Raw genomic sequence first — 22,034 nt, 5'->3', positions numbered from 1 at the left:
GCATGTCGCGAACGATGCGTTGGATCCTCGTCGTGCTGGGTGCGGTCGTGGTCTTCGGGGGGTGCTTCTGGCTGGGCCGGTGGGACCCGTTCCACTGGGTGCCGGACGAGGACGGTGTCGAGATAGCCGGGGCGTTCGCCGGGGCCATGACCGCCATCGCGCTGGCCGCGGGCAGCGCGTGGGCGCTCGCCGGGCCGCCTGCGGCTCCCCCGACTCCCCCGACTCCCCCTGCTCCCGCCCCTCTCGCCCCTCCCGCCCCTCCCGCTCCTGCGGCCCCCGCCGCACGGTCCGCGAAGCAGAAGGCGCGGGCGAGCAAGAAGAGCAAGGTCACGCAGACCATCACGGGCACCGCCCCCGACCGCAGCGTCCAGAACGCCCGGACGAGCGGTGAGGCGACCGTCGAGCAGCAGCTGGGGGACCCGCCGGCCCCGGGTGCCGGTACGGCCGCCCCGGGCGGGACGGGGCCCACCACCTAGTGGCCGTCGACAAGCCCCCGCAGCATCCCGACCGGCTGGACCAGCGGGCCCGCGCCGAGGGCAGCGCACGGATCACCCAGATCACCCGGACCACCCGCATCGGCCAGCAGTTCGGCGGGGACCTCAACGTCTTCGGGCCCGGCACCGGACCCGCCCCCACGGCCCTGTACGGGTTGCCCGACGCGCCCGTGGCGCTGGTCGGCCGGGCCGAACAGGTCGAGGTCCTGTCCGGCCTCCTGGGACCCGCCGGGACCACCCCCGTAGCCGTCGTCGCCGGGCTCGCCGGCGTCGGAAAGAGCGCCCTCGCCCTGACCGTGGCCCAACGGGCCGCGCAGCAGGGCTGGTTCCCGGGCGGGGTGCTCTACGTACCGCTCAACGGCTACGCCCCCTCCGGGCAGGTGAGCCCCGGCCAGGCCGTCGCCGCGCTGCTGCGCGCCCTCGGCATCCGGGACGCCGACCTGCCGCCCACCTACGAGGAGCACCTGGCGCTCTACCGTTCCGAACTGGCGGGCCGGGCCGCCGCCGGGCAGCGGGTGCTGGTCGTCGCGGACGACGCGGGCGACGTGGCGCAGGTCCGGCCGCTGGTACCGGCGGGCGGGGGCGGCCACCGGCTGCTGGTGACCTCCCGGCACGGTCTGGTCGCCCCGGATTTCCCGGCCCGGCTGGTGGACCTGGACGAGCTGTCCGCCGACGCGGCCACCGAGCTGATCACCGGGACCCTGCTGCGGACCCGCCCCGCGGACCCGAGACCGGAGCGGGACCGGGCCGCGCTCGCGGAGATCGCGACGTACTGCGGACGGCTGCCGCTGGCCCTCACCGTCGTCGCCGCCCGGCTGGCGGGCGATCCGGGGCTGTCCCCGACCACGCTGGCCGAGCAGCTCGCGGACACCCGTACGCGGCTCGCCGCCCTGCACTTCGAGGGCCCCGCGGGCGGGCTGCCGGTGGGGGTGCGGGCTGCGTTCGACCTGTCGTACCGGTGCCTGGCTCCCGACGAGGCGCGCTTGCTGCGGCTGCTGACCGTGAATCCGGGCGCCGACTGTTCCACGGAGGCCGCCACCGCCCTGGACCGCGAACCCGAGTGGGACACCCGCGTGCTGGCCTCCGCCCTTCGGGGCGCGCCGGTGCGGGGGGTACGGGAGCTGCTGGCCGCGCTGGCCACCGCCAGCCTGGTCACCGAGCAGCCGGTGGGCTCGGGCCGCTGGCGGATGCACGACCTGGTCCGGCTCTACGCGGCGGAGCAGGGCGAGCGGGCAGCGCGGACCGACGGGCGGGAGACGGCGCTGAGCCGACTGCTGCGGGCCTACCGCGAGGCCACAGAGGCGGCGGTCCCCCAACTCCAGCAGCAGGCCGGAAGATCGGCAGCACTGGCCTGGCTGCAGCGGGAACACCTGACCCTCATTGCCTTGGTCGCTCTCTCCGAGGGGGAGGGCCGGACGGAACAGATGGTCTTCCTCGCGACGGCGCTGCTCCCCTATCTGGACAGCCAGCGGCACTTCGAGGAGGCCCTCGCCGTCGGCGAGCGGGCCCTGGCCGGCGCACGAGTCCTTGGCGAACAGGGCTACGCGAACGCCGCGCTCCTCCACCTGGGCAACGCCCACAGGGAGGTCCGAGATTTCGAACGGAGCGTGGCGTGCCTCGAAGAGGCGACGGCCGGCTTCCGGGTGGACGGGTTCCTCGGCGGCGAGGGCATGGCACTTGCCTCGCACGGCTGCCTCCTCGCGATGCAGGGTCGCCACGCGGAGGCGGTCACGATGCTGGAGTGGGCCCTCGACCGCTTGAGACGGGCGGAGTCCCAGCGGGCCGAGGTGACTGTCCTGGTCAACCTCGGCCTGGCGTTTACCCAGCTCCGCCGCTTCAGCGAGGCAGTAGAGGCACACGAGCAGGCCGCCGTGCTGTCCCGGAGGATCGGCGACATGCAGGGCGAGGCCGACTCGTACCGCAATCTCGGCCTCTGCTTCAGCAGGATGGGGAGGCTGGAGGAGGCCCGCGCGGCCGTGGAGCGGGGCCTCGGCATGTGGCGTGAGGTGGGTGACCAGCACAGCGAGGGGCTGGCCCTGGCGGCCCTGGGCCTCGTCGCGCGGGAGCACGAGAGCTATGAGGAGGCAGCCGCCGCGTACGAGGAGGCGGCAGCCCTGCTCCTGGAGGCGGGCGACGAGCACCGGGCGGAGCTGGCCACGCGCGACCTCCAGGAAGCGCTGGCACTGGCCGCCGCCCGGCCCGGACCCCCGCGCCGGGCCTGGCGGTGGCTCGTACGGGTGCTCGCGGCCCCGTTCAGGCGGTCCGGCGGCGGAACAGGGCCCCCGCCAGAGCCACCGCCACGGCGGTGATGGCCGCGCACCAGCCCAGGGCCACCCAGGGCGCGTTCCCGGCGGGCTGCGCCAGGAGCAGCGCGCGCAGGGATTCGATGACCGGGGTCAGCGGCTGGTTCTCGGCGAAGCCGTGCAGCCAGCCGGGCATGGTGTCGATGGGGACGAAGGCACTGGAGGGGTACGGCAGGAACATCATCAGGAAGGTGAACCCGCCCGCCGCCTCAGGCGTCTTGGCGAGCAGTCCGAGCGCGGCCGCCAGCCACGAAATGGCCGTGATGTAGGCGACGAGGAGCCCGGCGGCGGCCAGGAAGCCGGCCGCCGAGGACTGCGGGCGGAAGCCGATGGCGAGGGCGACGGCCAGCACCAGCACGGTGGACACCAGGTTGCGCAGGACCGAGGCGCTGACATGTCCGGCCAGGATGGGGACGCCGCCGACGTCCAGGGAGCGGAAGCGGTCGATGACCCCGTTGCGCATGTCGTCGGCGACGCTGACGGCGGTGCTCGCCGCGCCGAAGCCCGCGCAGAGCAGCATCGCTCCGGGGACCACGTAGGTCACGTACGTGGTGCCGGTGTCGATGGCCCCGCCGAAGAAGTAGACGAAGATCAGCATCAGCATGACCGGCAGCATCAGCGCGGTGATCAGCGCGTCCGGCTGGCGGCGGCTGATGCGCAGGCTGCGTCCGGCGAGGGCGAGGGCGGCGGTGCTCATGCGGGAACTCCCGTCAGGCTGGTCGGGCTGGTCGGGCTGGTGGGGCTGGTGGGGCTGGCAGGGCTCGTCGGGCTGGTCGAACTCGTCAGGCTGAGGAAGACGTCGTCGAGGGTGGCGCTGCGGACCGCGAAGCGGTCGACGGCGGTGCGGTCCGGGTCGATCTCGTCGAGCAGGGCCCGTACGTGGAGGGCGCTGCCGTCGGTGGGCAGGCCGAGGGTGAGCTCGTCGGGGGCGAGGTGGACGGCGCGCGGGGCGAGCGCGTCGTAGGCGGCGCGGCCGGTGAGGGTCAGGTCGAGGCGGTGCCCCGCGACGCGGGACTTCAGCTCGGCCGGGGTGCCCTCGGCGGCGATCCGCCCTTCGGCCAGCACGGCGACGCGGTCGGCGAGCTGATCGGCCTCCTCCAGGTACTGGGTGGTGAGCAGCACGGTCGTGCCGTCGGCGCGCAGTTCCCGTACGAGGTCCCACAGGTCCTGGCGGCTGCGCGGGTCGAGCCCGGTGGTCGGCTCGTCCAGGAAGATCACCTCGGGCCGGGAGACCAGGCTCGCCGCGAGGTCGAGGCGGCGGCGCATGCCGCCCGAGTACGTCTTCGCGGTGCGCCCGGCGGCCTCGGCGAGCCCGAAACGGTCGAGCAGTTCGGCGGCGCGGGCACGGGCGGTACGGGCGGGGAGCCCGGACAGGCGGCCGGTCATGTGGAGCATCTCGGCGCCGGTCTGGAGGTCGTCGACGGCCGCGAACTGCCCGGTGAGGCTGATCCGTTCGCGGACGCGGGAGCGCTCGGAGGTGACGTCGTGCCCGGCGACGCGGGCGGCGCCGGAGTCGGCGGCGGTGAGGGTGGCCAGGATGCGCACGGCGGTGGTCTTGCCCGCGCCGTTGGGGCCGAGGAGGGCCAGGACGCTGCCGCGCGGCACGGCGAGGTCGATCCCGTCGAGGACGCGGAGCTCCCCGTAGGACTTGGTCAGGCCGGTGGCGTGGATACCTAGGTCGTTCGTGGTCATCCGGGACCACACTCCCTTCTGCGTATGTCGTACGCGCTTCTGTGTAAGTAATACACAGAACTAGGATGTGGGTCAACGACTTACGAGGGAGAGGGGGCGGCGATGGCGAAGGAACCGGCGGGCGACACCGGGCTCCCGGCGAGCCTGGAAATGGCTTGGGGCCTACGCGAACGCCCCGGCAAGGGCCCGCGCCCCGCGCTGACGCTCCCCAAGATCGTGGACGCCGCCGTCGCGCTCGCCGCAGCCGAGGGCATGGAGGCCGTCTCCATGGGCCGGCTGGCCAAGGAGCTGGGCGTCTCCACGATGTCCCTCTACCGGTACGTCACGGCGAAGGAAGAGCTCTACATCCTGATGTCCGACGCGGGCGTCGGCACCCCTCCGCCGTTGCCTCCCGGCGGGGAGGACCGGGGCTGGCGGGAACTGCTGTCGGAGTGGGCGTACGCGCAGCGGGCCGTCCTGATGGCCAACTCCTGGATCCTGCGCATCCCCATCACCGGGGCCCCGGTCAGCCCGAACCAGCTCGCCTGGATGGAACGTGGTCTCGCCGCCATGGCCGGCACCGCCCTGGAGGAGGGCGAGAAACTCTCGACGATCATCCTGATCGGCGGGCTGGTACGGAACGAGGCCACCATGGCCGCCGACATGATGGACGCCATCGTGAAGTCCGGCGTCTCACCGGACCAGGTGATGGGCCAGTACCTGCGCACGCTGCGGCTGATGACCGGCCCGGACACGCACCCGGCCGTGACGCGGCTGCTGGAGTCCGACGCGTTTGCCGGGTCCGGCGAGCCTGATTTCCAGTTCCGCTTCGGCCTGAACCGCATCCTGGACGGCCTGGCCGCGCTGATCAGCTCGCGCTGACCCAGCCGGTGAGTCCCGCCCAGGCGGCGGGGGCCAGGTCCAGGACGGGGCCGTCGGTGACCTTGCTGTCGCGGACGTGGACCTGGGTCGCGCCGTTGGCGACCTCGACGCAGTCCCCACCGTCGCTGCCGCTGTAACTAGACTTGAACCACGTGAGTTGGGTACTCATGGATCTCCTAGCAGCCGTTTCAACAGGTCCCTGGTTTCCTCGGGGTTGAGGGCCTGTGTCCGCAGCATCGCATACCTCTGCGACAGGATGCTGACCTCTTCGAGGTCAGAGACGACCAGGCTGCCGCGTTGGCTCTCGATGTACGCGATGTGCTGGTGTTCCGGGGTTTCCAGCAGAACGAAGGGTCCGTCCAGGGCCGGGTGGTGGGTGCGGCCCAGGGGCAGAACCTGGATGGACACGCCCGTCAGCTCGGAGCAGGTCAGCAGGTGGCGGAGCTGGTCCCGTAGGACCTCCAGGCCGCCCAGTGGGCACTGGAGGGCTGGCTCCCAGATGACGAAACTGGCGAGCATCGGTTTCTCGCGCCTCAGTGTGGTCTGACGGTCGAGTCGGGCCGTCATCTGGTCCGCGACCTCGTCGTCGGTGTAGAGCGGGAGGCGGCTGCGGAAGACCGCCTCGGCGTAGGCCTTTGTCTGGAGCAGGCCCGGAACGACCTGGTTCTGGTACGAGGACAGGGTTGCTGCCTTCTGCTCCAGCTTGATCAGCGGCTCTGCCCATGGCGGGATCACATCGACCTGCGGCATCTTGTGCGCAGCGACCGCGAGTACGCCGGGCAGCCCCAACTCCCGGTCCATCAGCTCCGCCACGTCCGGCATCAGCGGCCGCCGGCCCTGCTCGATGGAGGCGACGCTCTCCTCCTGGAGGCCCACCCGCTTCCCTAGTTCCTTCTGGGTCAGTCCCTTGGCGAGTCGGCAGACGGCGACCTGCTCGCCGACCATCCGCATCGCTGTCGAGTTGGGCCGTGCCCTTTTCCTTGGTGGCATGAACGTGAACTCCCCACCTGCGCCCGCGAAGTACCCGTACCAACCCGTACTGGATATGCGCGTACGGGTTGGCGTACTGCCACACGCTAGTCACGGAACGCGACGATCGTCCCGTGAAACCAACTATTCAGGCGGCCCTCGTGCGCGACCGGCTCTACCTGCGCTCACCCCGAACGGTCGCGGCCGCGCGGCAGTTCACACGTGACACCTTGCACGCCTGGGGTGTGACATCGCGCCGGGACGAGATGTTGCTCTGCGTGAGCGAGCTGGCCACCAACGCCCTGCGCCACGGGGTCCCGCCCGGCCGTGGGTACCTGCTGCGGCTGTTCGGCTTCGAGGACGCCGCCGTCCGCATCGAGGTGCACGACAGCGGACCCGGGCTGTCCAGGACCACGGCCCTGCCACCCGGCGCGGAGGGCGGGCGGGGGCTCGACCTCGTTGCCGCGCTCGCCGACGCCTGGGGCGTGCTGCCCCGCGCCCCGGGCAAGGTGGTGTGGTGCGAGTTCCGTTGAGCCGCTAGCTTCGGCCGTGTGGGTGTCGAGCAGTGGGCCAAGGCCAGCGGCGAATCGCAGATCACGCAGATCGCCGGGGACCAGTACGTGTACGAGCCCGGCGCCGGGCCCGCACCACAAGCCCTGCTCGGCCTGCCCGAGGCCCCCGCCGTGCTGGTCGGGCGGGACGGGCCGGTCCGGGAACTGCTCGCCCTGCTCGCCGACGGTGGATCCCCCGTGGCCGTCGTGGCCGGGCTGGCGGGCGTCGGCAAGAGCGCGCTGGCCGTGGCGACGGCCCATCGGGCCGTGGAACTGGGCTGGTTCGCGGACCGGGTCTTCTTCCTGTCCCTGCGCGGCTACGCCCCCGACGGCGGCGTGAGCGGGCCGCAGGCCGTGCAGGAGCTGTTGGGCCACCTCGGGATCCGGGACACCGACCTGCCGCCCTCACCGCAAGGCCAACTGGCCCTGTACCGGGCGCGGCTGGCGGCGTACGCCCAGGCCGGGCAGCGGGTGCTGGTCGTCGCGGACGACGCCGGTTCGGTGGCCCAGGTGCGGGACCTCGTACCGGCCGGGGACACCCACCGGCTGCTGGTCACCTCCCGGCACCGGCTCGTCGCGCCCGGTTTCGCGGCCCGGCTCATCGCCCTGGACGAGCTGGAGGAGGGGCCCTCGGCCCAGCTCCTCGCGGGCGCGCTCCTGCGCACCTGGCCGGACGACCCCAGGACCGCGCGGGAGCCCGAAGCCCTGGCGGCCGTCGCCGAGGCCTGCGGGCGCCTCCCGCTGGCCCTGACGGTGGCCGGGGCGCTGCTCGCGGGCGATCCGGGCCTGCCCGCGGCGGCCCTGGCGGGCCAACTGGCCGACGCCCGGACCCGGCTGGAGGCGCTGACCTTCGACGAGGGCGACGGCGGGGTCCCGGTCGGGGTCCGGGCCGCCTTCGGGCTCTCGTACGAGCGGCTCCCCGCCGACCAGGCCAGGATCTTCCGGCTGCTCACGGTGAACCCGGGACCTGACTGCTCCACCCACTACGCCCAGCTGATCACCGGCCAGGCCGTCGGCCTGCGTTCCAGGCTGGCCGGTCTCGTCCGGGCCAGCCTGCTCACCGAGCAGCCCCTCGGCTCGGGACGCTGGCGCATGCACGACCTGGTCCGGCTGTACGCGCAGGAGCGCGGCGAGGAGTGCGCGCAGCAGGACGGCCGGGACGCGGCGGTCGACGCCCTCCTGACGAGCCTGATCGCGGATGCGGGCAGGACGCAGCAAGCGCTGGGGATGAGCGGCCGTGCGCCTGGGGGGCCGGGGCTGCCGTCGACGGCGGAGGCGCTGCGCTGGCTCGATGCCGAACGCCCCCTGCTGGTCGCCGCCGTGGACCTCGCCGCGGCCGAAGGAAGACCGGACACCGCTACACGGCTGGGCCAGCTGGTGAGGCCGTACCTCCTGCTCTACGGACACGTGGAGGAAGCGGTGGCCGTGGCGCGGCGGCTGCTGGACGTGGCCCGGCGGACCGGCACCCGTGAGGACGTCGGCGTGGGGCTGTACGACCTGGCGCTCGTCCTGGTCAACGTGTTCGCGCGGGAGGAGGCGACCGATAAGGCGACGGAGGCCCTCGCCGTGTTCCGTGAGGTACCCCTGCGGATGGGGGAGGGCAAGGCGCTGAACCTGCTCGGTGGCCTGCACCGGGACGGGCACCGCTTCGAGGAGGCCCTCCAGGCGTACGAGGGCGCGCGGGAGATCCTGAGCGAGCTGGGGATCACGCATGCGCTGGGCGCGACGCTGACCGGACTGGGCAAGGTCTACGAGAAACTGGGACGGACGGAGGAGGCCGTCGCCGCGTACCGGAAGGCCGTCGAGTTCCTGCGGGACACGAACGACCCCCACCGGGAGGCGGAGGCACGGGCGTTCCTCGCGGACGCGCTCTGGGAGGCCGGCCGCAGGCAGGAGGCGCTCGCCGTACGGGAGGAGGTCCTCGCGCGCGTGCGGCGACTCGGCAACCGCAAGCGGGAGGGCTGGGCGCTCAACGGACTTGCGAGCCTCCTGCGGAGCGACGGCAGGACGCAGGAGGCGCGGGCCCGCTACGAGGAGGCCCTCGCCGTGTTCGTGGCGGAGGGCGACCGGCACGGGGAGGGCGGGACCCTGCACAACCTGGCGCAGATCGACCAGGAAGCGGGGCGGCTGGAAGAGGCCCTGGCGGCCCAGGAACGGGCTTGTGCGCTCATGGCCGGGGTGGCGGGTCCCGCCCATGAGGCGCTCGTTGCCGCCGGGCTCGGGAACCTGCTGGCCCTGCTGCACCGCCCCGCCGAGGCCGCGGAGGCCTGGGAGCGGGCGGCGGGGCTGTACGCCTCGACGGGTGACGAGGGGCAGGCGACCAGGGCCCGGGCGGAGGCCGCCCGCCTCCGCGGGTGACACCTCGGCTCCGGCCGGGCCGATGCCCGGCCGGGGCCGAACCCCCGGGCCGCCGGACCCGGCCGCGCGGGGCCGCGTACGGGCGCACCGCGGCCTCGCCGGACCGCAGCCCCGCCCGACCGCCGGACCGCCGGACCGCCGGAGGCATGGCGCGTCAGGCCGGCGGTTCCGGGGCCGTGGCGTTGATCACCGCGAAGGGGGCGCCCTGCGGGTCGGTGAGGACGGCCATGCGGCCCACCGGCATGTCGAAGGCGGGGGCGAGGACGTTGCCTCCGGCCCGGGTGGCGGCGGCCTGGATGCTGTCTACGTCGTCCACCTGGAAGTACGCCATCCAGTACGGGGGCGTGCCGGGCGGCATCTCGTCCAGGCTCATCATCCCGGCGACCGAGCGGCCGCCGACCTTGAACTCCGTGTACCCCTCGGCGCCGTCCATCTGCGCGGGGGCCGTGGTGACGGGCAGCACGGCGGAGTAGAACGCGGCCGCCGCGTCCTTGTCGCCGGTGCCCAGCTCGTTCCAGATCAGCGCGCCGTGCTCGTTGACGATGCCCGCCCCGTCGAAGGAGCCCGCCTCCCACAGGCCCACGACCGCGCCGGTCGGGTCGGCAATCACGGCCATCCGCCCGAGCTCCATGACGTCCATGGCGGGCATCATCACCGTGCCGCCCGCGTCCGTGACCGACTTCAGGGTCGAGTCGAGGCTGTCGGTGGCCAGGTACGTGGTCCACACGGTCGGCGGCATCGGGTCGGGGACGGTGCCGTCCGGGTTCATCGCCTTCATGATCCCGGCGACGGGCTTCCCCTTGAGGGTGCAGACGGAGTAGCCGCCCGTCTCGGCCGGGCCGATCTCGCCCTGCCAGCCGAAGAGGTCGCAGTAGAAGTCGAGGGCCGCCTGCTGGTCGGGAACCATGAGGTCGATCCAGCACGGGGTGCCGGGCTTGTAGGGGCCGTTCATGTCGGGCACGGAGGCCTCCGGGGAAGGGGTGGGGTTGGACGGGCCGTCCCCTACCCGGCCCGTACGGCCCGAACCGGGCCGTACGGGTGAAGCCGGGAACGAGGACGGCCCCTGCCTGCCGCCGGGCGGAGGCGGGGGTGGGATGCGTCAGGCCGTGGTGCGGCGACGGTGGCGTCCGGTGCCGGCGACCAGGGCCGCGCCCAGGACCAGGGCCGTACCTGCGCCGCCGAGGGCCCAGGTGGTGGCCGGGTCGGACCCGGTGGCGGCCAGCCCGCCACCGCTCGCGGTGGTGCCGGTGCCGGTGCTCGTGCCGGTGCCCGTGCCGGGGGTGCTGGTGCCACCGTTCGGCTTCGGCACGTTGCCGCCGGGGGTTCCACCTCCGGGGGTGCCCCCACCGGGTGTGCCGCCTCCCGGGGTTCCGCCTCCGGGTGTGCTGCCTCCGGGGGTTCCGCCTCCGGGTGTGCTGCCTCCGGGGATCTCCCCACCGGGGGCGCCTCCGCCCGGGGTCTCTCCGCCGGGTGTCTCGCTCCCGGGGGTTCCTCCGCCAGGTGTCCCGCCCCCTGGGGTTCCTCCGCCCGGGGTTCCGCCTCCGGGTGTGCTGCCTCCGGGGATCTCCCCACCGGGGGCGCCTCCGCCCGGGGTCTCGCCTCCAGGTGTGCCTCCACCGGGAGTGCTTCCGCCCGGGGTCTCTCCGCCGGGTGTCTCGCTCCCGGGGGTTTCCCCGCCGGGTGTCTCGCCCCCAGGGGTGCCGCCGCCCGGAGTTTCCCCGCCCGGCGTCTCGCTCCCGGGGGTGCCACCGCCCGGGGTTTCCCCGCCGGGCGTCTCGCCGCCTGGGGTGCCCCCACCGGGGGTGCCGCCGCCGGGAGTCTCCCCGCCGGGTGTCCCGCCGCCAGGGGTGCTGCCACCTGGGGTTTCCCCGCCCGGGGTCTCGCCCCCGGGGGTGCTGCCACCCGGGGTTTCCCCGCCCGGGGTCTCGCTCCCAGGGGTGCTTCCGCCCGGGGTTTCCCCGCCGGGCGTCTCGCCCCCGGGGGTGCCGCCGCCCGGGGTTTCGCCGCCCGGGACGGTGGCGGGTTCCAGGAGGGTCGTCAGCTGTCGCTTCGAGCGGGAGCCGGCCCACGGCGGGGGTGTTTCCGCGTCGACCTGGGACGTGCCCCAGGCGAAGAAGGAGACCGAGCCGGTCGGGGCGTCGGCGGAGAAGCGGACGCGGACCGGGACGTCGAAGGCCGCACCGGCGGCGATCGGGCCGCCCGCGAGGCCGCCCGCGAAGAAGTAGCCGTCCTCGTCCGACGTGATCTCGACGGACTGCCAGGCCGCGGCCTGTCCGTCCGCGCCCGCCCGCAGCACCTCGACCGTGATCTGCGAGGCCTGCATGGACACGAAGTCGGGCCGGGCCAGGACAAGTCCCAGGTCGAAGGCCGCCAGTTCGCCCTTGCCCGTGTTGTCCACCCGGACCGAGAGGTCCGTCCAGTCGCCGCCCGCCCTGACCGATCCCGGCACCCCGCTCACCGTCAGGGCGGGACCCTCGGTGAACAGCGGATCCTCGTCACCGCCGGGCGCGCCCGCGATCCTGGTCGCGTACGAGGACGTGGGAGAGGTGCCGGTGGAGGTGCCGACCCGGCTCCTGCCGTCCGCCGTCAGGTCGAACGGCACGACCGGGGTGTCCGCGGCGAAGCTGATCCGGACCTCGATCGTCTGGACCTCGCCGGAGGGCACCGCGGCGCCGCCGCCGAGGGCGTAGCCCAGTGCGGGGGCCGACGCCGAGTCCTGGACGGCAGCCGTCCACGGCCCGCCCGCGGTGCGGTACTCGACCTTGACGTGGGCGGGCGCGAACTGCCCCGCGGCCTGCGAGACGCCCAGCATCGGGGTGTAGCCCGGTACGGCGACGTGGCCCGAGTTGTCCACGGTCACGGTGAGCGCGGTCCAGCTGCCGTCGGCCTTGAAGCCGTCCGCGGGGATGCCCTGGACGGTGACCTCGGGGCCCATCAGCATCCGGTCGGACCCGGTGTCCTGGTCCTCCTCCACAGCCTCGGCTGCCTCGGCCGCGGCCTCGGGCAGCGCCTGTGTCTGCGGCTGCGCCTGCGCCTCCGGCACGGCCGGGACGTCGGGCACCTCCGGCGCGGCGGCCACGGCGCGGGCGGCAGGTTCCTGCACGCCGCTCTCCGCGGCCTGCCCCGTCCCCCCGGCCTTCCCCTCGGCCTTCTCCCCGACTTCCTCCCCGGCCTTGTCCTTCGCCTGGGTTTTGTCCTTCGCCTGCTCCTTCGCCTGCTCCTTCGGCGGTGCCTTCGCCGGTGCCTCCGCCCGGGCCGGTGATCCGGCCGCCTCGGCGGTGTCCGCGGGCACCGCGTCCGGCACGGTCACCGCCGGCTGGTCCTCGGCCACCGCCGGTGCGGCCATCAGTAGCGTCTGGCCGGCCACCGCTGCTGCTGCCACGACGGCCATGCGCTTGAACTGCATGCTCTTTACCTCCCCGGGATCCGGACAGTCGCCCGGATCCACCCCAAACCCCTTGGGAGGCGCCAAGGTTAGTGAGACGGGAGGTGCTTGCAGAGAGCTACGGGATTGCGAAATACGTACGGTCCCGGCAACAGCTGCGGGGGCCGCTCCGGCGGCGGGGCGGAGGCGAGGACCACCTCGGTGGACGTGAGGACTACGGGCAGAGCCGGCCCGGCCTCGGGTTGCACTCGCCCGGGTCCGGGTCCACCGGGCCGCCCGGCCGGAAGTTGGACCACCACAGCGGGGTGGAGCCGTAGTACACCACCAGGTTGCCGCCGTTCTGGATCGCCAGGTGCGCGCCCCAGTGGCGGTCGGTGGCGCTGTTCCACAGGGGGCGCATGGCGGCGTCGTAGGAGACGAGGTTGCCGTCGGCCTGCATGTAGAAGGTGTTCCCGTAGCCGTAGCTGCCGACGGCCGTCCAGATGGCCCGGCCCTGGTGGTAGAGCACGACGTGCCCGTCGGTCTGCTGCACGAGCATGGTCTGCCCGTCGGGCGAGAACCAGGCCTCGCCCCGGTTCAGCCCGGTGGTACCCGTGATGATCGTCTCGGTGTTGTCCGCCGAGGCGGTGACGCCGGGCTGGACCGCGGCGGGCGCGGCGGCCGCCGATGCTCCGCATCGACTCCCTCCTCCGCCTTGCGATCGCAAGCACCAGACCCCGACAGCACCGCCCTACGGGCGGCCGACGCCACTTTGACGACACTCCCTGGCCCTCCGTCCCCGGCCCGGGCCGGGGAACGCGACGGCCCCCGGGGCGGGTGCGCCGGGGGCCGTCGGGTGGTGCGTCAGAGCTTCTCGGGGGTCCGGATGCCGAGGAGGGACATGCCCTTGCTGAGGGTGCGGGCCGTCAGCTCGCACAGGAAGAGGCGGTTCTCGCCCACAGTCAGCTCGGGCTCGGGCTTCACGACCGGGCACTGGTCGTAGAACGTCGTGTACAGCGAGGCCAGCTGGTAGAGGTACGCGGCCACCTTGTGCGGGGCGTGATCCGCGGCCGCCTCGGCGATCAGCTCGCCGAAGTGGTCCAGGTGCAGGCCCAGCGCACGCTCGGCCGGGGCCAGTGCCAGCTCCGGGTGGGGAACGGCCTTGCGGTCGCCCGCGTTGCGCAGGATGGACTTGATCCGGGCGTACGCGTACTGGAGGTACACGGAGGTGTCGCCGTTCAGCGCGACCATCTGGTCCAGGTCGAACTTGTAGTCCCGCGCGGCCGAGGTCGACAGGTCGGCGTACTTCACCGCGCCGATGCCCACGTACTGGCCGTTCTCGACGATCTCCGCCTCGGTCAGGCCCACCTTCTCGGCCTTCTCCCGCACGACCGCCGTCGCCCGCTCCACGGCCTCGTCCAGCAGGTCCACCAGCCGGACCGTCTCGCCCTCACGGGTCTTGAACGGCTTGCCGTCCTTGCCGAGCACGGTGCCGAAGGCCAGCTGCACGGCCTTGACCTCGTCGTTCAGCCAGCCCGCGCGGCGCGCCGTCTCGAAGACCATCTTGAAGTGCAGGGACTGCCGCGCGTCGACCACGTAGATCAGCTCGGTCGCGCCCAGCTCGCCCACCCGGTTGCGGATCGCGGACAGGTCGGTCGCGGCGTAGCCGAAACCGCCGTCGGACTTCTGGACGATCAGCGGGGTCGGGTTGCCGTCCTGGCCCTTGACGTCGTCGAAGAACACGCACAGCGCGCCGTTGGAGCGGACGGCGACGCCCGAGTCCTCCAGCAGCTTGCAGGTCTCCACCAGCATGTCGTTGTAGCCGGACTCGCCGACCACGTCCGGGTCCTGGATGTCCATGTCCAGCTTGTTGAAGACGGAGTAGAAGTAGATCTTCGACTCGTCCACGAACCGCTGCCACAGGGCGAGGGTCTGCGGCTCGCCGGCCTGGAGGTCCACCACGCGCGCCCGGGCCCGCGTCTTGAACTCCTCGTCGGAGTCGAAGAGCGCGCGCGAGGCCTTGTAGAGGCGGTTCAGGTTGGACATGGCCTCCTCGCCGGAGACCTCCTCGCCCGCCTTGTGGTCCAGCTCGTGCGGGTGGTCCAGCAGGTACTGGATGAGCATGCCGAACTGGGTGCCCCAGTCGCCGATGTGGTGGCGGCGGATCACCTTCTCGCCCGTGAACTCCAGGATCTCGACCATCGCGGCGCCGATCACGGCGGACCGCAGGTGGCCGACGTGCATCTCCTTGGCCACGTTCGGCTGCGCGTAGTCGATCACCGTGGTGCCCGGCTTCGCGGCGAGCGGCACGCCGAGGCGGTCGTCGCCCGCCCGCGCGGCGAGGGTCTCGATGATCGCCCTGTCGGTGATCGTGATGTTGAGGAAGCCCGGGCCCGAGACCTCGATCTCCTGGATCAGGTCACCGGTCGGGATGCCTCCGACCACGGTCGTCGCCAGCTCGCGCGGGTTGGCCTTCGCCTTCTTCGCGAGGGCCAGGATCCCGTTGGCCTGGAAGTCGGCCCGGTCGCTTCGTCGCAGCAGCGGGTCGGTGGCACCGGCCTCCGGCATGGCGGAGGCGAGGGCGTCCGCGACGCGCTGATTGACGGAAGAAGCGAGGGAAGGGACCGAGGCCATGAGCTGCCGTTCCTGTGAGGGTGTGCCGGTGGGTGCACTTGGGTGTTCCGACAAGTGCCGAGTATCCCACGCGGGGGCTGTCCGTTTCCCGGGATAAGTGGAGCGCCGAGCAACCTCGGAGCGGCCACTTCCGTCTGGGAGAATGGCTGAAGCCAGCATTCGAGATAGAAGGACGTGTCGTGGCGCAGAGCAGCACCGAGACCGACTGGGTCTCCCGTTTCGCGGACGAGGTCATCGCCGAGGCGGAGCGCCGAGCCCCCGGCAAACCGCTTGTCGTCGCGTCCGGACTCTCCCCCTCCGGCCCCATCCACCTGGGCAACCTCCGCGAGGTCATGACCCCGCACCTGGTCGCCGACGAGATCCGCCGCCGCGGCATCGAGGTCCGCCACCTCATCTCGTGGGACGACTACGACCGCTACCGCAAGGTGCCCAAGGGCATCCCCGGTGTCAGCGAGGAGTCCCACGCCCAGCACATCGGCCGCCCGCTGACCGCCGTACCCGCCCCCGAGGGCTCCGCCCACCCGAACTGGGCCGAGCACTTCAAGGGCGCCATGGTCGAGGCGCTGGCCGAGCTGGGCGTCGAGTACGACCCCATCAGCCAGACCGAGCAGTACACCTCCGGCGTGTACCGCGAGCAGGTGCTCCACGCGATGAAGCACCGCGGCGACATCGACGCCGTCCTCGACCAGTACCGCACCAAGCAGAAGCCGGGCGGCAAGAAGCCCCAGCAGAAGCAGGTCGACGAGGCCGAGCTGGAGGCCGCCGAGGGCTCCGGCGCCGCAGCCGAGGACGACGGCAGCAGCGCCGAGGGCGGCTACTTCCCGTACAAGCCGTACTGCGGCCAGTGCGGCAAGGACTTCACCAAGGTCACCTCGTACGACGACGAGACCACCGAGATGACCTACGTCTGCACCGAGGACGAGTTCACCGAGACGGTCAAGCTCAGCGAGTTCAACCGCGGCAAGCTGGTCTGGAAGGTCGACTGGCCGATGCGCTGGGCCTTCGAGGGCGTCGTCTTCGAGCCCTCCGGCGTCGACCACTCCTCGCCCGGCTCCTCCTTCCAGGTCGGCGGCCAGATCGTGCACATCTTCGGCGGCGAGCAGCCGATCGGACCGATGTACGCGTTCGTCGGCATCAGCGGCATGGCCAAGATGTCCTCGTCGAAGGGCGGGGTCCCCACCCCGGCCGACGCGCTGAAGATCATGGAGCCGCAGCTGCTGCGCTGGCTGTACGCGCGCCGCCGCCCGAACCAGTCCTTCAAGATCGCCTTCGACCAGGAGATCCAGCGGCTCTACGACGAGTGGGACAAGCTGGAGGCCAAGGTCGCCGACGGCTCCGTGCTGCCCGCCGACGCGGCCGCGCACGCCCGCGCCGTCCGCACCGCCGCCACCGAGCTGCCGCGCACCCCGCGCCCGATGCCGTACCGGACGCTCGCGTCCGTCGTCGACATCACCGGCGGCCACGACGAGCAGACCCTGCGCATCCTGACCGACCTGGACCCGTCGCAGCCGGTCACCTCCCTCGACGCGGTACGGCCGCGCCTGGACCGCGCCGAGAACTGGATCACCACCCAGGTCCCGGCCGACCAGCGGACCCTCGTACGCGAGGAGCCCGACACCGAGCTGCTGTCCTCCCTGGACGACGAGGGCCGCGAGTCGCTGCGGCGGCTGCTGGACGGCCTGGACTCGCACTGGTCCCTCGACGGGCTGACCACCCTCGTCTACGGCGTGCCGAAGGTGATGGCCGGCCTGGAGCCCGACGCCAAGCCGACGCCGGAGCTCAAGGTCGCCCAGCGGACCTTCTTCGCGCTCCTCTACCGGCTCCTCGTGACCCGGGAGACCGGCCCGCGACTGCCCACGCTGCTGCTGGCGGTGGGCGCGGACCGCGTGCGCAAGCTGCTCGCCGTCTGAGCCCGCACCGGCATCTGATCCGAGCCCGCACGGGCATCTGATCCGAGCCCGGCATGTGAAAGGGCCCGCACCCCTCGGGGTGCGGGCCCTTCCGCTTGGCCGCCGCGCGTCGCTTACGCGATGTGCTCGTTCTCCAGGTCCTTCTGGTACCGCTGCTTGAACGCCGGGATCATCCGCCGCAGCAGCGAGCCGCTGCGCGGGTGGGTCACGTCGTAACCGTCCGAGAGGTGTATGTCCAGGGCCTCGGCCGTCGGGAAGTCGTTCTGCTCGTCGACCAGCGCCCGGAACACCTTGTACGCCACCTCGGCGAACTCGGCCTCGTCAGGCCCGTCCACCGGCTCGGCACCCTGGGCCTCCTCCTGGCGGGGGGCCGGGATCGGCAGGTCCGGCTGCTGGACCTGCTGGTCCTCCGGGCCCGCCGGGGGCATGACCGGGATCGGCTCCAGGCCCTCGACGTACTGCGGGTTGTAGGCCCCCGCGTACGCCGCCTGCGGGGCCAGCGGCGCGGCGAACCAGGCGCTGTTGTGCGCCGCGGGCATGGCCGTCGGATCCACCGCGAAGGGCGGCTGCGCATGGGTGACGGGCGCGCCGGCCACCTGCGCACCGGCCTCGGGCCCGTCGGACAGCCCGGCGCCCGGGACGGAGGCGGCCTGCGGGTGCCCGGCCTGCGGGTGACCTGCCTGCGGACCTGCCTGCGGACCGGCCGCCAGGCCGGCCTGCGCGCCTCCCGCCACCAGCGCCGGGGCCGACGCCGGGGCCGGCGCCGGGGAGGCGGCGGCCGCCGGGGGCAGCAGCGCCGGGTCGATGCCCGCCGCCGCCAGACCCTCCGGAGCCGTCTGGGCGAGCGGTACGCCGATCCGGGCCAGCTTCAGCGGCATCAGCGCCGCCACCGGCGCCTTGCGCCGCCACGAGCGCCCGTACCGGGCCTGCAGCCGCGCCTGGTAGATCAGCCGGTCCTGCTCCATGCCGACCGCCTGCTCGTAGGAGCGCAGCTCCCACAGCTTCATCCGGCGCCACAGCTTGAAGGTGGGGACGGGGGAGAGCAGCCAGCGCGTGATGCGCACACCCTCCATGTGCCGGTCCGCGGTGATGTCCGCGATCCGGCCCACCGCGTGCCGGGCCGCCTCCACCGTCACCACGAACAGGATCGGGATGACGGCGTGCATGCCGACGCCCAGCGGGTCCGGCCAGGACGCCGCCCCGTTGAAGGCGATCGTCGCCGCCGTCAGCAGCCACGCCGTCTGGCGCAGCAGCGGGAAGGGTATCCGCATCCACGTCAGCAGCAGGTCCAGCGCGAGCAGCACGCAGATGCCCGCGTCGATGCCTATCGGGAACACCAGCGAGAAGCTGCCGAACCCCTTCTGCAGGGCGAGGGTCCGCACCGCGGCGTACGAGCCCGCGAAGCCGATCCCGGCGATGACCACGGCTCCCGCGACCACGACGCCGATGAGTATCCGGTGCGTACGAGTCAGCTCCATCGCGGCCACGCGCGATCCCCTCCCCTTGTCGGGCCCTTACCGAGCCTTTACCAAGCTGCGGCAGGCACAGCGTACGGGTGACTGGATGTCAGCGCTCCGGTAGGCCCCCGGTCCCCGCGAGGACCCGCCGCCGGCCCTACTGCGCGGGCTGCGCCGACTGCTGCTGCGAAGCCTCCTGCGAGGGCTGCTGCTCCGGCTGCTTCTGCTGGTTGGCCGCGTCGACCGATCCCACTGCCTCCTTCGCCGCCGCGATCGCGTCCTGGAGCAGCTTCGCCTGGTCCGGCGCACCGGCACCCTCGTACGCGGCACCGTTGTAGTCCAGCGTGATCACCACGTTCTGGGTGCGCGCCACGATCGTCGTGTTGAAGAAGTCCACGTCCTTCTTCACGCTGTACGTGACCGAGCTCCCCTGGTCACCGATACCGCCGGCCTCCTCGGCCTTGACGTTCTGCGCGCCCTCGGACGCCTTCGCGGCCTCGACCTGCTTGGTGAACTGCTCCTCGGCACGCTTGTTCGCGGCGCCGAGCGAGGCGTGCGAGTCGTAGCGGAAGAGGGAGATCGAAAGCCAGCGGTACTGCGAACCCTTCAGGCCGTCCTCGTCCAGACCGTTCCAGGAGCAGCTGGCGCGGCTGGCCAGGTCGTTCGACTTGGTCGCGGTGCCGTTCTTGTCCTTGGCCTCCGGAACGAGCGACTCGACGGTCTTCGTCTGGACCGCCTTGCACGGGTCGGGCAGCGTCGCGAACGCGGCCTTCTCCAGCGTGGGCGACGGCTTCGCGCTCGGCTTGGCGGAAGCGGAGGAACCGGACTTCTTGTCGCTGTCCGAGCCCGAGGCCTTGCCCGAATCGGAGGAGCACCCGGCAACGGTGAGGATCACCGGGACGGCTGCGCAGGCGAGAACGCGAGTGAGGCGCGAGGCTGATCGGTGCATGTTTCCTTCAGTAGCTCAGTGGGTCTTCTTCGGGCGCGGAACCCGGGCAACGGTAGCCCGACCGGGTGACCGGCTGCTGTGCGCGCCGTCACGCCGGGCCGCGGCGCGCACCGCTCATTCGTTGAAACGCTCGACCAGTGCCTGCGCCAACTCCTGTGCGCTTTCCTGGGTTTCAGTACTCGGGGGGACCGTTCCGGGCAGCGCGGGCTGCACGCTGTACTCGACGGTGACGATGACATTCGAGGTACGGAACACAATCCGCACGGTGCGGGACTGAGCCGCCGTGGCCCCGGCGGGGCTCAGCTTGTCGTCGAGGAACGCGTCGTTCCCCAGCCCCTCCAGGACCCGGGAGCCCAGCTCGGGCGGGGGCGAGGGGCTGCCGCTCGGGGTCGCGGCCGGACTGCCGGAGGGGTTGGCGGGGCCGGCGGACGGGCTGCCGGACGGACTGCCGCCGGGGGCCGGGGTCCCCGGCGCGGGAGGAGCCGAGCCGCCGCCCGCGGCGCCCGTGCTCGGCGTGGGCGCCGGCGACGTCGGGGCCGTAGGGGCCGTCGGGGTCGTCGCCGGCCCGGGGAACGGCAGGTGCGCATCCGTGAGCTGGCGTACGTACACCTGCCGCGCCTTGTCGTCGTCGCTGGCGACGGCCCGGTCGTACGAGACCACGCGCTCGAAGCCGACCGACAGCAGCCGGGTCTCCTCCGGCGTCTGCGCGGTCCAGCGGCAGCCCACGCGCCGGTCGCCGTCGAACGAGGCGTCGGCGGTGCCCGCGTACAGCTGCTGGCGCTGCTCCTCGGTGAGGGAGTCCCCGGCCGGGAGCATGGCCTTGACCCGCTTGGCGTCGGCGGCCTTGCAGGGCTGGGGCAGGCTGCGGTACTTCCCGGGGGGCGCCGGGGGTGCGGCGGTGCTGCCGCCCGGCTTCGAGTCGCTGGTGCTCCTGGTGTCGCCCCCGCCGGTGCACGCGGCCAGACCGGCCGCGCCGGCCAGGAGCGCGGTGAGCATCGCGATGCCTGGCAGGACTCCCCGTACCGCCTTGCGCTGCACGTCCAATGGCTCCCTTCGACCGGCCGGCTGCCCGGCGGTCAGGAAAATGCGTTGCCGCGACTCGGGCGCGGATGGACACAATGTCTATCGCACACGCTGGTGCTGGCGCCGGTCCTCTGTCGTATTTGGGGCCAAGAGCGAGGCTTTTTGCGTATAGAGACTTTTCTTGGGCTTTCGGGGGATTGAGACAACATGTCGTATGTAGAGGTACCAGGGGCGCAGGTCCCCATCCGGATGTGGACCGACCCGGCGTCGGTCGAAGCGGGCGCGATGCAGCAGCTGCACAACGTCGCCACCCTCCCGTGGATCAAGGGCCTGGCCGTCATGCCCGACGTCCACTACGGCAAGGGCGCCACGGTCGGCTCGGTGATCGCGATGAAGGACGCGGTCTGCCCGGCGGCGGTGGGCGTGGACATCGGCTGCGGCATGTCGGCGGTGAAGACGTCCCTGACGGCGAACGACCTGCCGGGGGACCTGTCGAAGCTGCGGTCGAAGATCGAGCAGGCGATTCCGGTGGGCATGGGCCTGCACAAGGAGGCGGTGGACCCGTCGCGCCTGTACGGCTTCTCGGTGGAGGGGTACGACGACCTCTGGAAGCGGTTCGACTACATCACGGATGCGGTGAAGTACCGGCGGGAGCGTGCGGCGAAGCAGATCGGAACGCTCGGAACGGGCAACCACTTCTGGGAGCTTTGTGTAGATATGTCCGATTCGGTGTGGATCATGCTGCACTCGGGCTCCCGGAATATCGGCAACGAACTCGCCGCGCACCACATCGGAGTGGCCAGGGGTCTCGCGCACAACCAGAACCTGGTCGACCGTGACCTGGCGGTGTTCCTCGCGGCCACGCCCCAGATGGAGGCGTACCGCAACGACCTCTTCTGGGCGCAGGAGTACGCCAAGTACAACCGCGCCGCGATGATGAGCCTCTCCAAGGAGGTCATCCGCAGGGAGTTCCGGAAGGCGAAGGTCTCCTTCGGTCAGGAGATCAGCTGCCACCACAACTACGTGGCGGAGGAGCGGTACGAAGGTATGGACCTGCTGGTGACGCGTAAGGGTGCGATCCGGGCCGGCAGCGGCGACTACGGGATCATCCCGGGCTCCATGGGCACGGGCTCGTACATCGTGAAGGGCCTCGGCAACGAGAAGTCCTTCAACTCCGCCTCGCACGGCGCGGGCCGGAAGATGAGCCGGACGGCGGCGAAGAAGCGGTTCTCTGCGCGGGACCTGGCGGAGCAGACCAAGGGCGTGGAGTGCCGCAAGGACTCGGGCGTCGTGGACGAGATCCCGGGCGCGTACAAGTCGATCGAGCAGGTCATCGACCAGCAGACCGACCTCGTCCAGGTCGTGGCCAAGCTCAAGCAGGTCATCTGCGTCAAAGGTTGAGGTCCGGCCCAGTTGTCTGGCGAGCAGAGGGGCCCGGACCGATCACGCGATCAGGTCCGGGCCCCTCC

Annotated in this window: 18 protein-coding genes; 7 read left to right on the top strand and 11 right to left on the bottom strand. The window is 72.4% G+C overall.

What is annotated here, in order from left to right; all coding sequences use genetic code 11:
- Positions 1–2: 2 nt before the first annotated feature.
- Both OG447_RS04870 and OG447_RS04865 read left to right on the top strand, forming a co-directional pair.
- Positions 3–476, top strand: a complete 474-nt coding sequence (locus tag OG447_RS04870; RefSeq protein ID WP_266935059.1) for a hypothetical protein — start codon at positions 3–5, stop codon at positions 474–476.
- Positions 476–2,803, top strand: a complete 2,328-nt coding sequence (locus tag OG447_RS04865; RefSeq protein WP_266935057.1) for a tetratricopeptide repeat protein — start codon at positions 476–478, stop codon at positions 2,801–2,803. Before OG447_RS04870 ends, OG447_RS04865 begins: the two co-directional genes overlap by 1 nt.
- On the opposite strand, the gene OG447_RS04860 is transcribed toward OG447_RS04865, so the two are convergent.
- Together OG447_RS04860 and OG447_RS04855 are read right to left on the bottom strand one after the other, a co-directional pair.
- Positions 2,748–3,494: an ABC transporter permease gene (locus tag OG447_RS04860; protein ID WP_266935056.1), complete on the bottom strand. Its 747-nt coding sequence runs from the start codon at positions 3,492–3,494 to the stop codon at positions 2,748–2,750. The genes OG447_RS04865 and OG447_RS04860 overlap by 56 nt on opposite strands.
- Positions 3,491–4,489, bottom strand: coding sequence for an ATP-binding cassette domain-containing protein (locus tag OG447_RS04855; RefSeq protein WP_266935055.1), 999 nt, complete (start codon positions 4,487–4,489; stop codon positions 3,491–3,493). Before OG447_RS04855 ends, OG447_RS04860 begins: the two co-directional genes overlap by 4 nt.
- 102 nt (positions 4,490–4,591) lie before the next feature.
- Between OG447_RS04855 and OG447_RS04850 the strand changes: the two genes are divergently transcribed.
- Complete coding sequence (locus OG447_RS04850) at positions 4,592–5,350, top strand: TetR/AcrR family transcriptional regulator (RefSeq protein WP_266935053.1); 759 nt, start codon at positions 4,592–4,594, stop codon at positions 5,348–5,350.
- Here OG447_RS04850 and OG447_RS04845 read toward each other — a convergent pair.
- The gene (locus OG447_RS04845; RefSeq protein WP_266935052.1) at positions 5,337–5,519 is read right to left on the bottom strand and encodes a DUF397 domain-containing protein; all 183 of its coding nucleotides are present in this window, start codon (positions 5,517–5,519) and stop codon (positions 5,337–5,339) included. The two genes, OG447_RS04850 and OG447_RS04845, sit on opposite strands and share 14 nt — an antisense overlap.
- Positions 5,516–6,340: a helix-turn-helix transcriptional regulator gene (locus OG447_RS04840; protein ID WP_266935050.1), complete on the bottom strand. Its 825-nt coding sequence runs from the start codon at positions 6,338–6,340 to the stop codon at positions 5,516–5,518. Before OG447_RS04840 ends, OG447_RS04845 begins: the two co-directional genes overlap by 4 nt.
- 113 nt (positions 6,341–6,453) lie before the next feature.
- On the opposite strand from OG447_RS04840, the gene OG447_RS04835 reads away from it, so the two are divergent.
- Complete coding sequence (locus OG447_RS04835; RefSeq protein ID WP_266935049.1) at positions 6,454–6,852, top strand: ATP-binding protein; 399 nt, start codon at positions 6,454–6,456, stop codon at positions 6,850–6,852.
- A gap of 18 nt (positions 6,853–6,870) precedes the next feature.
- Complete coding sequence (locus tag OG447_RS04830) at positions 6,871–9,228, top strand: tetratricopeptide repeat protein (protein ID WP_266935047.1); 2,358 nt, start codon at positions 6,871–6,873, stop codon at positions 9,226–9,228.
- 154 nt (positions 9,229–9,382) lie between these two features.
- Here OG447_RS04830 and OG447_RS04825 read toward each other — a convergent pair whose 3' ends face one another.
- The 4 genes from OG447_RS04825 to argS form a co-directional block, all read right to left on the bottom strand.
- A complete protein-coding gene (locus OG447_RS04825) occupies positions 9,383–10,180 on the bottom strand; it encodes a VOC family protein (RefSeq protein WP_266938752.1) in 798 nt (265 codons plus the stop codon).
- Positions 10,181–10,327: 147 nt separating this feature from the next.
- On the bottom strand, positions 10,328–12,634 hold the full coding sequence (locus OG447_RS04820) for a hypothetical protein (protein ID WP_266935045.1): 2,307 nt from the start codon (positions 12,632–12,634) through the stop codon (positions 10,328–10,330).
- A gap of 193 nt (positions 12,635–12,827) precedes the next feature.
- A complete protein-coding gene (locus tag OG447_RS04815) occupies positions 12,828–13,319 on the bottom strand; it encodes a hypothetical protein (protein ID WP_266935043.1) in 492 nt (163 codons plus the stop codon).
- A 137-nt stretch (positions 13,320–13,456) separates the two neighbouring features.
- Positions 13,457–15,226 (bottom strand): arginine--tRNA ligase, encoded by a 1,770-nt coding sequence (gene argS, locus OG447_RS04810; protein WP_266935041.1) that lies wholly within the window; start codon positions 15,224–15,226, stop codon positions 13,457–13,459.
- A 179-nt stretch (positions 15,227–15,405) separates the two neighbouring features.
- Here argS and lysS point away from each other — a divergent pair, with 179 nt between their 5' ends.
- Positions 15,406–17,136, top strand: a complete 1,731-nt coding sequence (gene lysS / locus OG447_RS04805; RefSeq protein WP_266935039.1) for a lysine--tRNA ligase — start codon at positions 15,406–15,408, stop codon at positions 17,134–17,136.
- Between the two features lie 113 nt (positions 17,137–17,249).
- On the opposite strand, the gene OG447_RS04800 is transcribed toward lysS, so the two are convergent.
- From OG447_RS04800 to OG447_RS04790, 3 genes are all read right to left on the bottom strand, one after another.
- Positions 17,250–18,614: a DUF2637 domain-containing protein gene (locus OG447_RS04800; protein ID WP_266938751.1), complete on the bottom strand. Its 1,365-nt coding sequence runs from the start codon at positions 18,612–18,614 to the stop codon at positions 17,250–17,252.
- A 136-nt stretch (positions 18,615–18,750) separates the two neighbouring features.
- Positions 18,751–19,542, bottom strand: coding sequence for a DUF3558 family protein (locus OG447_RS04795; RefSeq protein ID WP_266935037.1), 792 nt, complete (start codon positions 19,540–19,542; stop codon positions 18,751–18,753).
- A gap of 114 nt (positions 19,543–19,656) precedes the next feature.
- Positions 19,657–20,580: a DUF3558 domain-containing protein gene (locus tag OG447_RS04790; protein WP_266935035.1), complete on the bottom strand. Its 924-nt coding sequence runs from the start codon at positions 20,578–20,580 to the stop codon at positions 19,657–19,659.
- Between the two features lie 192 nt (positions 20,581–20,772).
- On the opposite strand from OG447_RS04790, the gene OG447_RS04785 reads away from it, so the two are divergent.
- A complete protein-coding gene (locus OG447_RS04785; RefSeq protein ID WP_266935033.1) occupies positions 20,773–21,966 on the top strand; it encodes an RtcB family protein in 1,194 nt (397 codons plus the stop codon).
- Positions 21,967–22,034 lie beyond the last annotated feature (68 nt).

The organism is Streptomyces sp. NBC_01408 (genome assembly GCF_026340255.1).
Lineage (GTDB): Bacteria > Actinomycetota > Actinomycetes > Streptomycetales > Streptomycetaceae > Streptomyces.
This window is presented reverse-complemented; position numbering and strand designations above follow the sequence as displayed.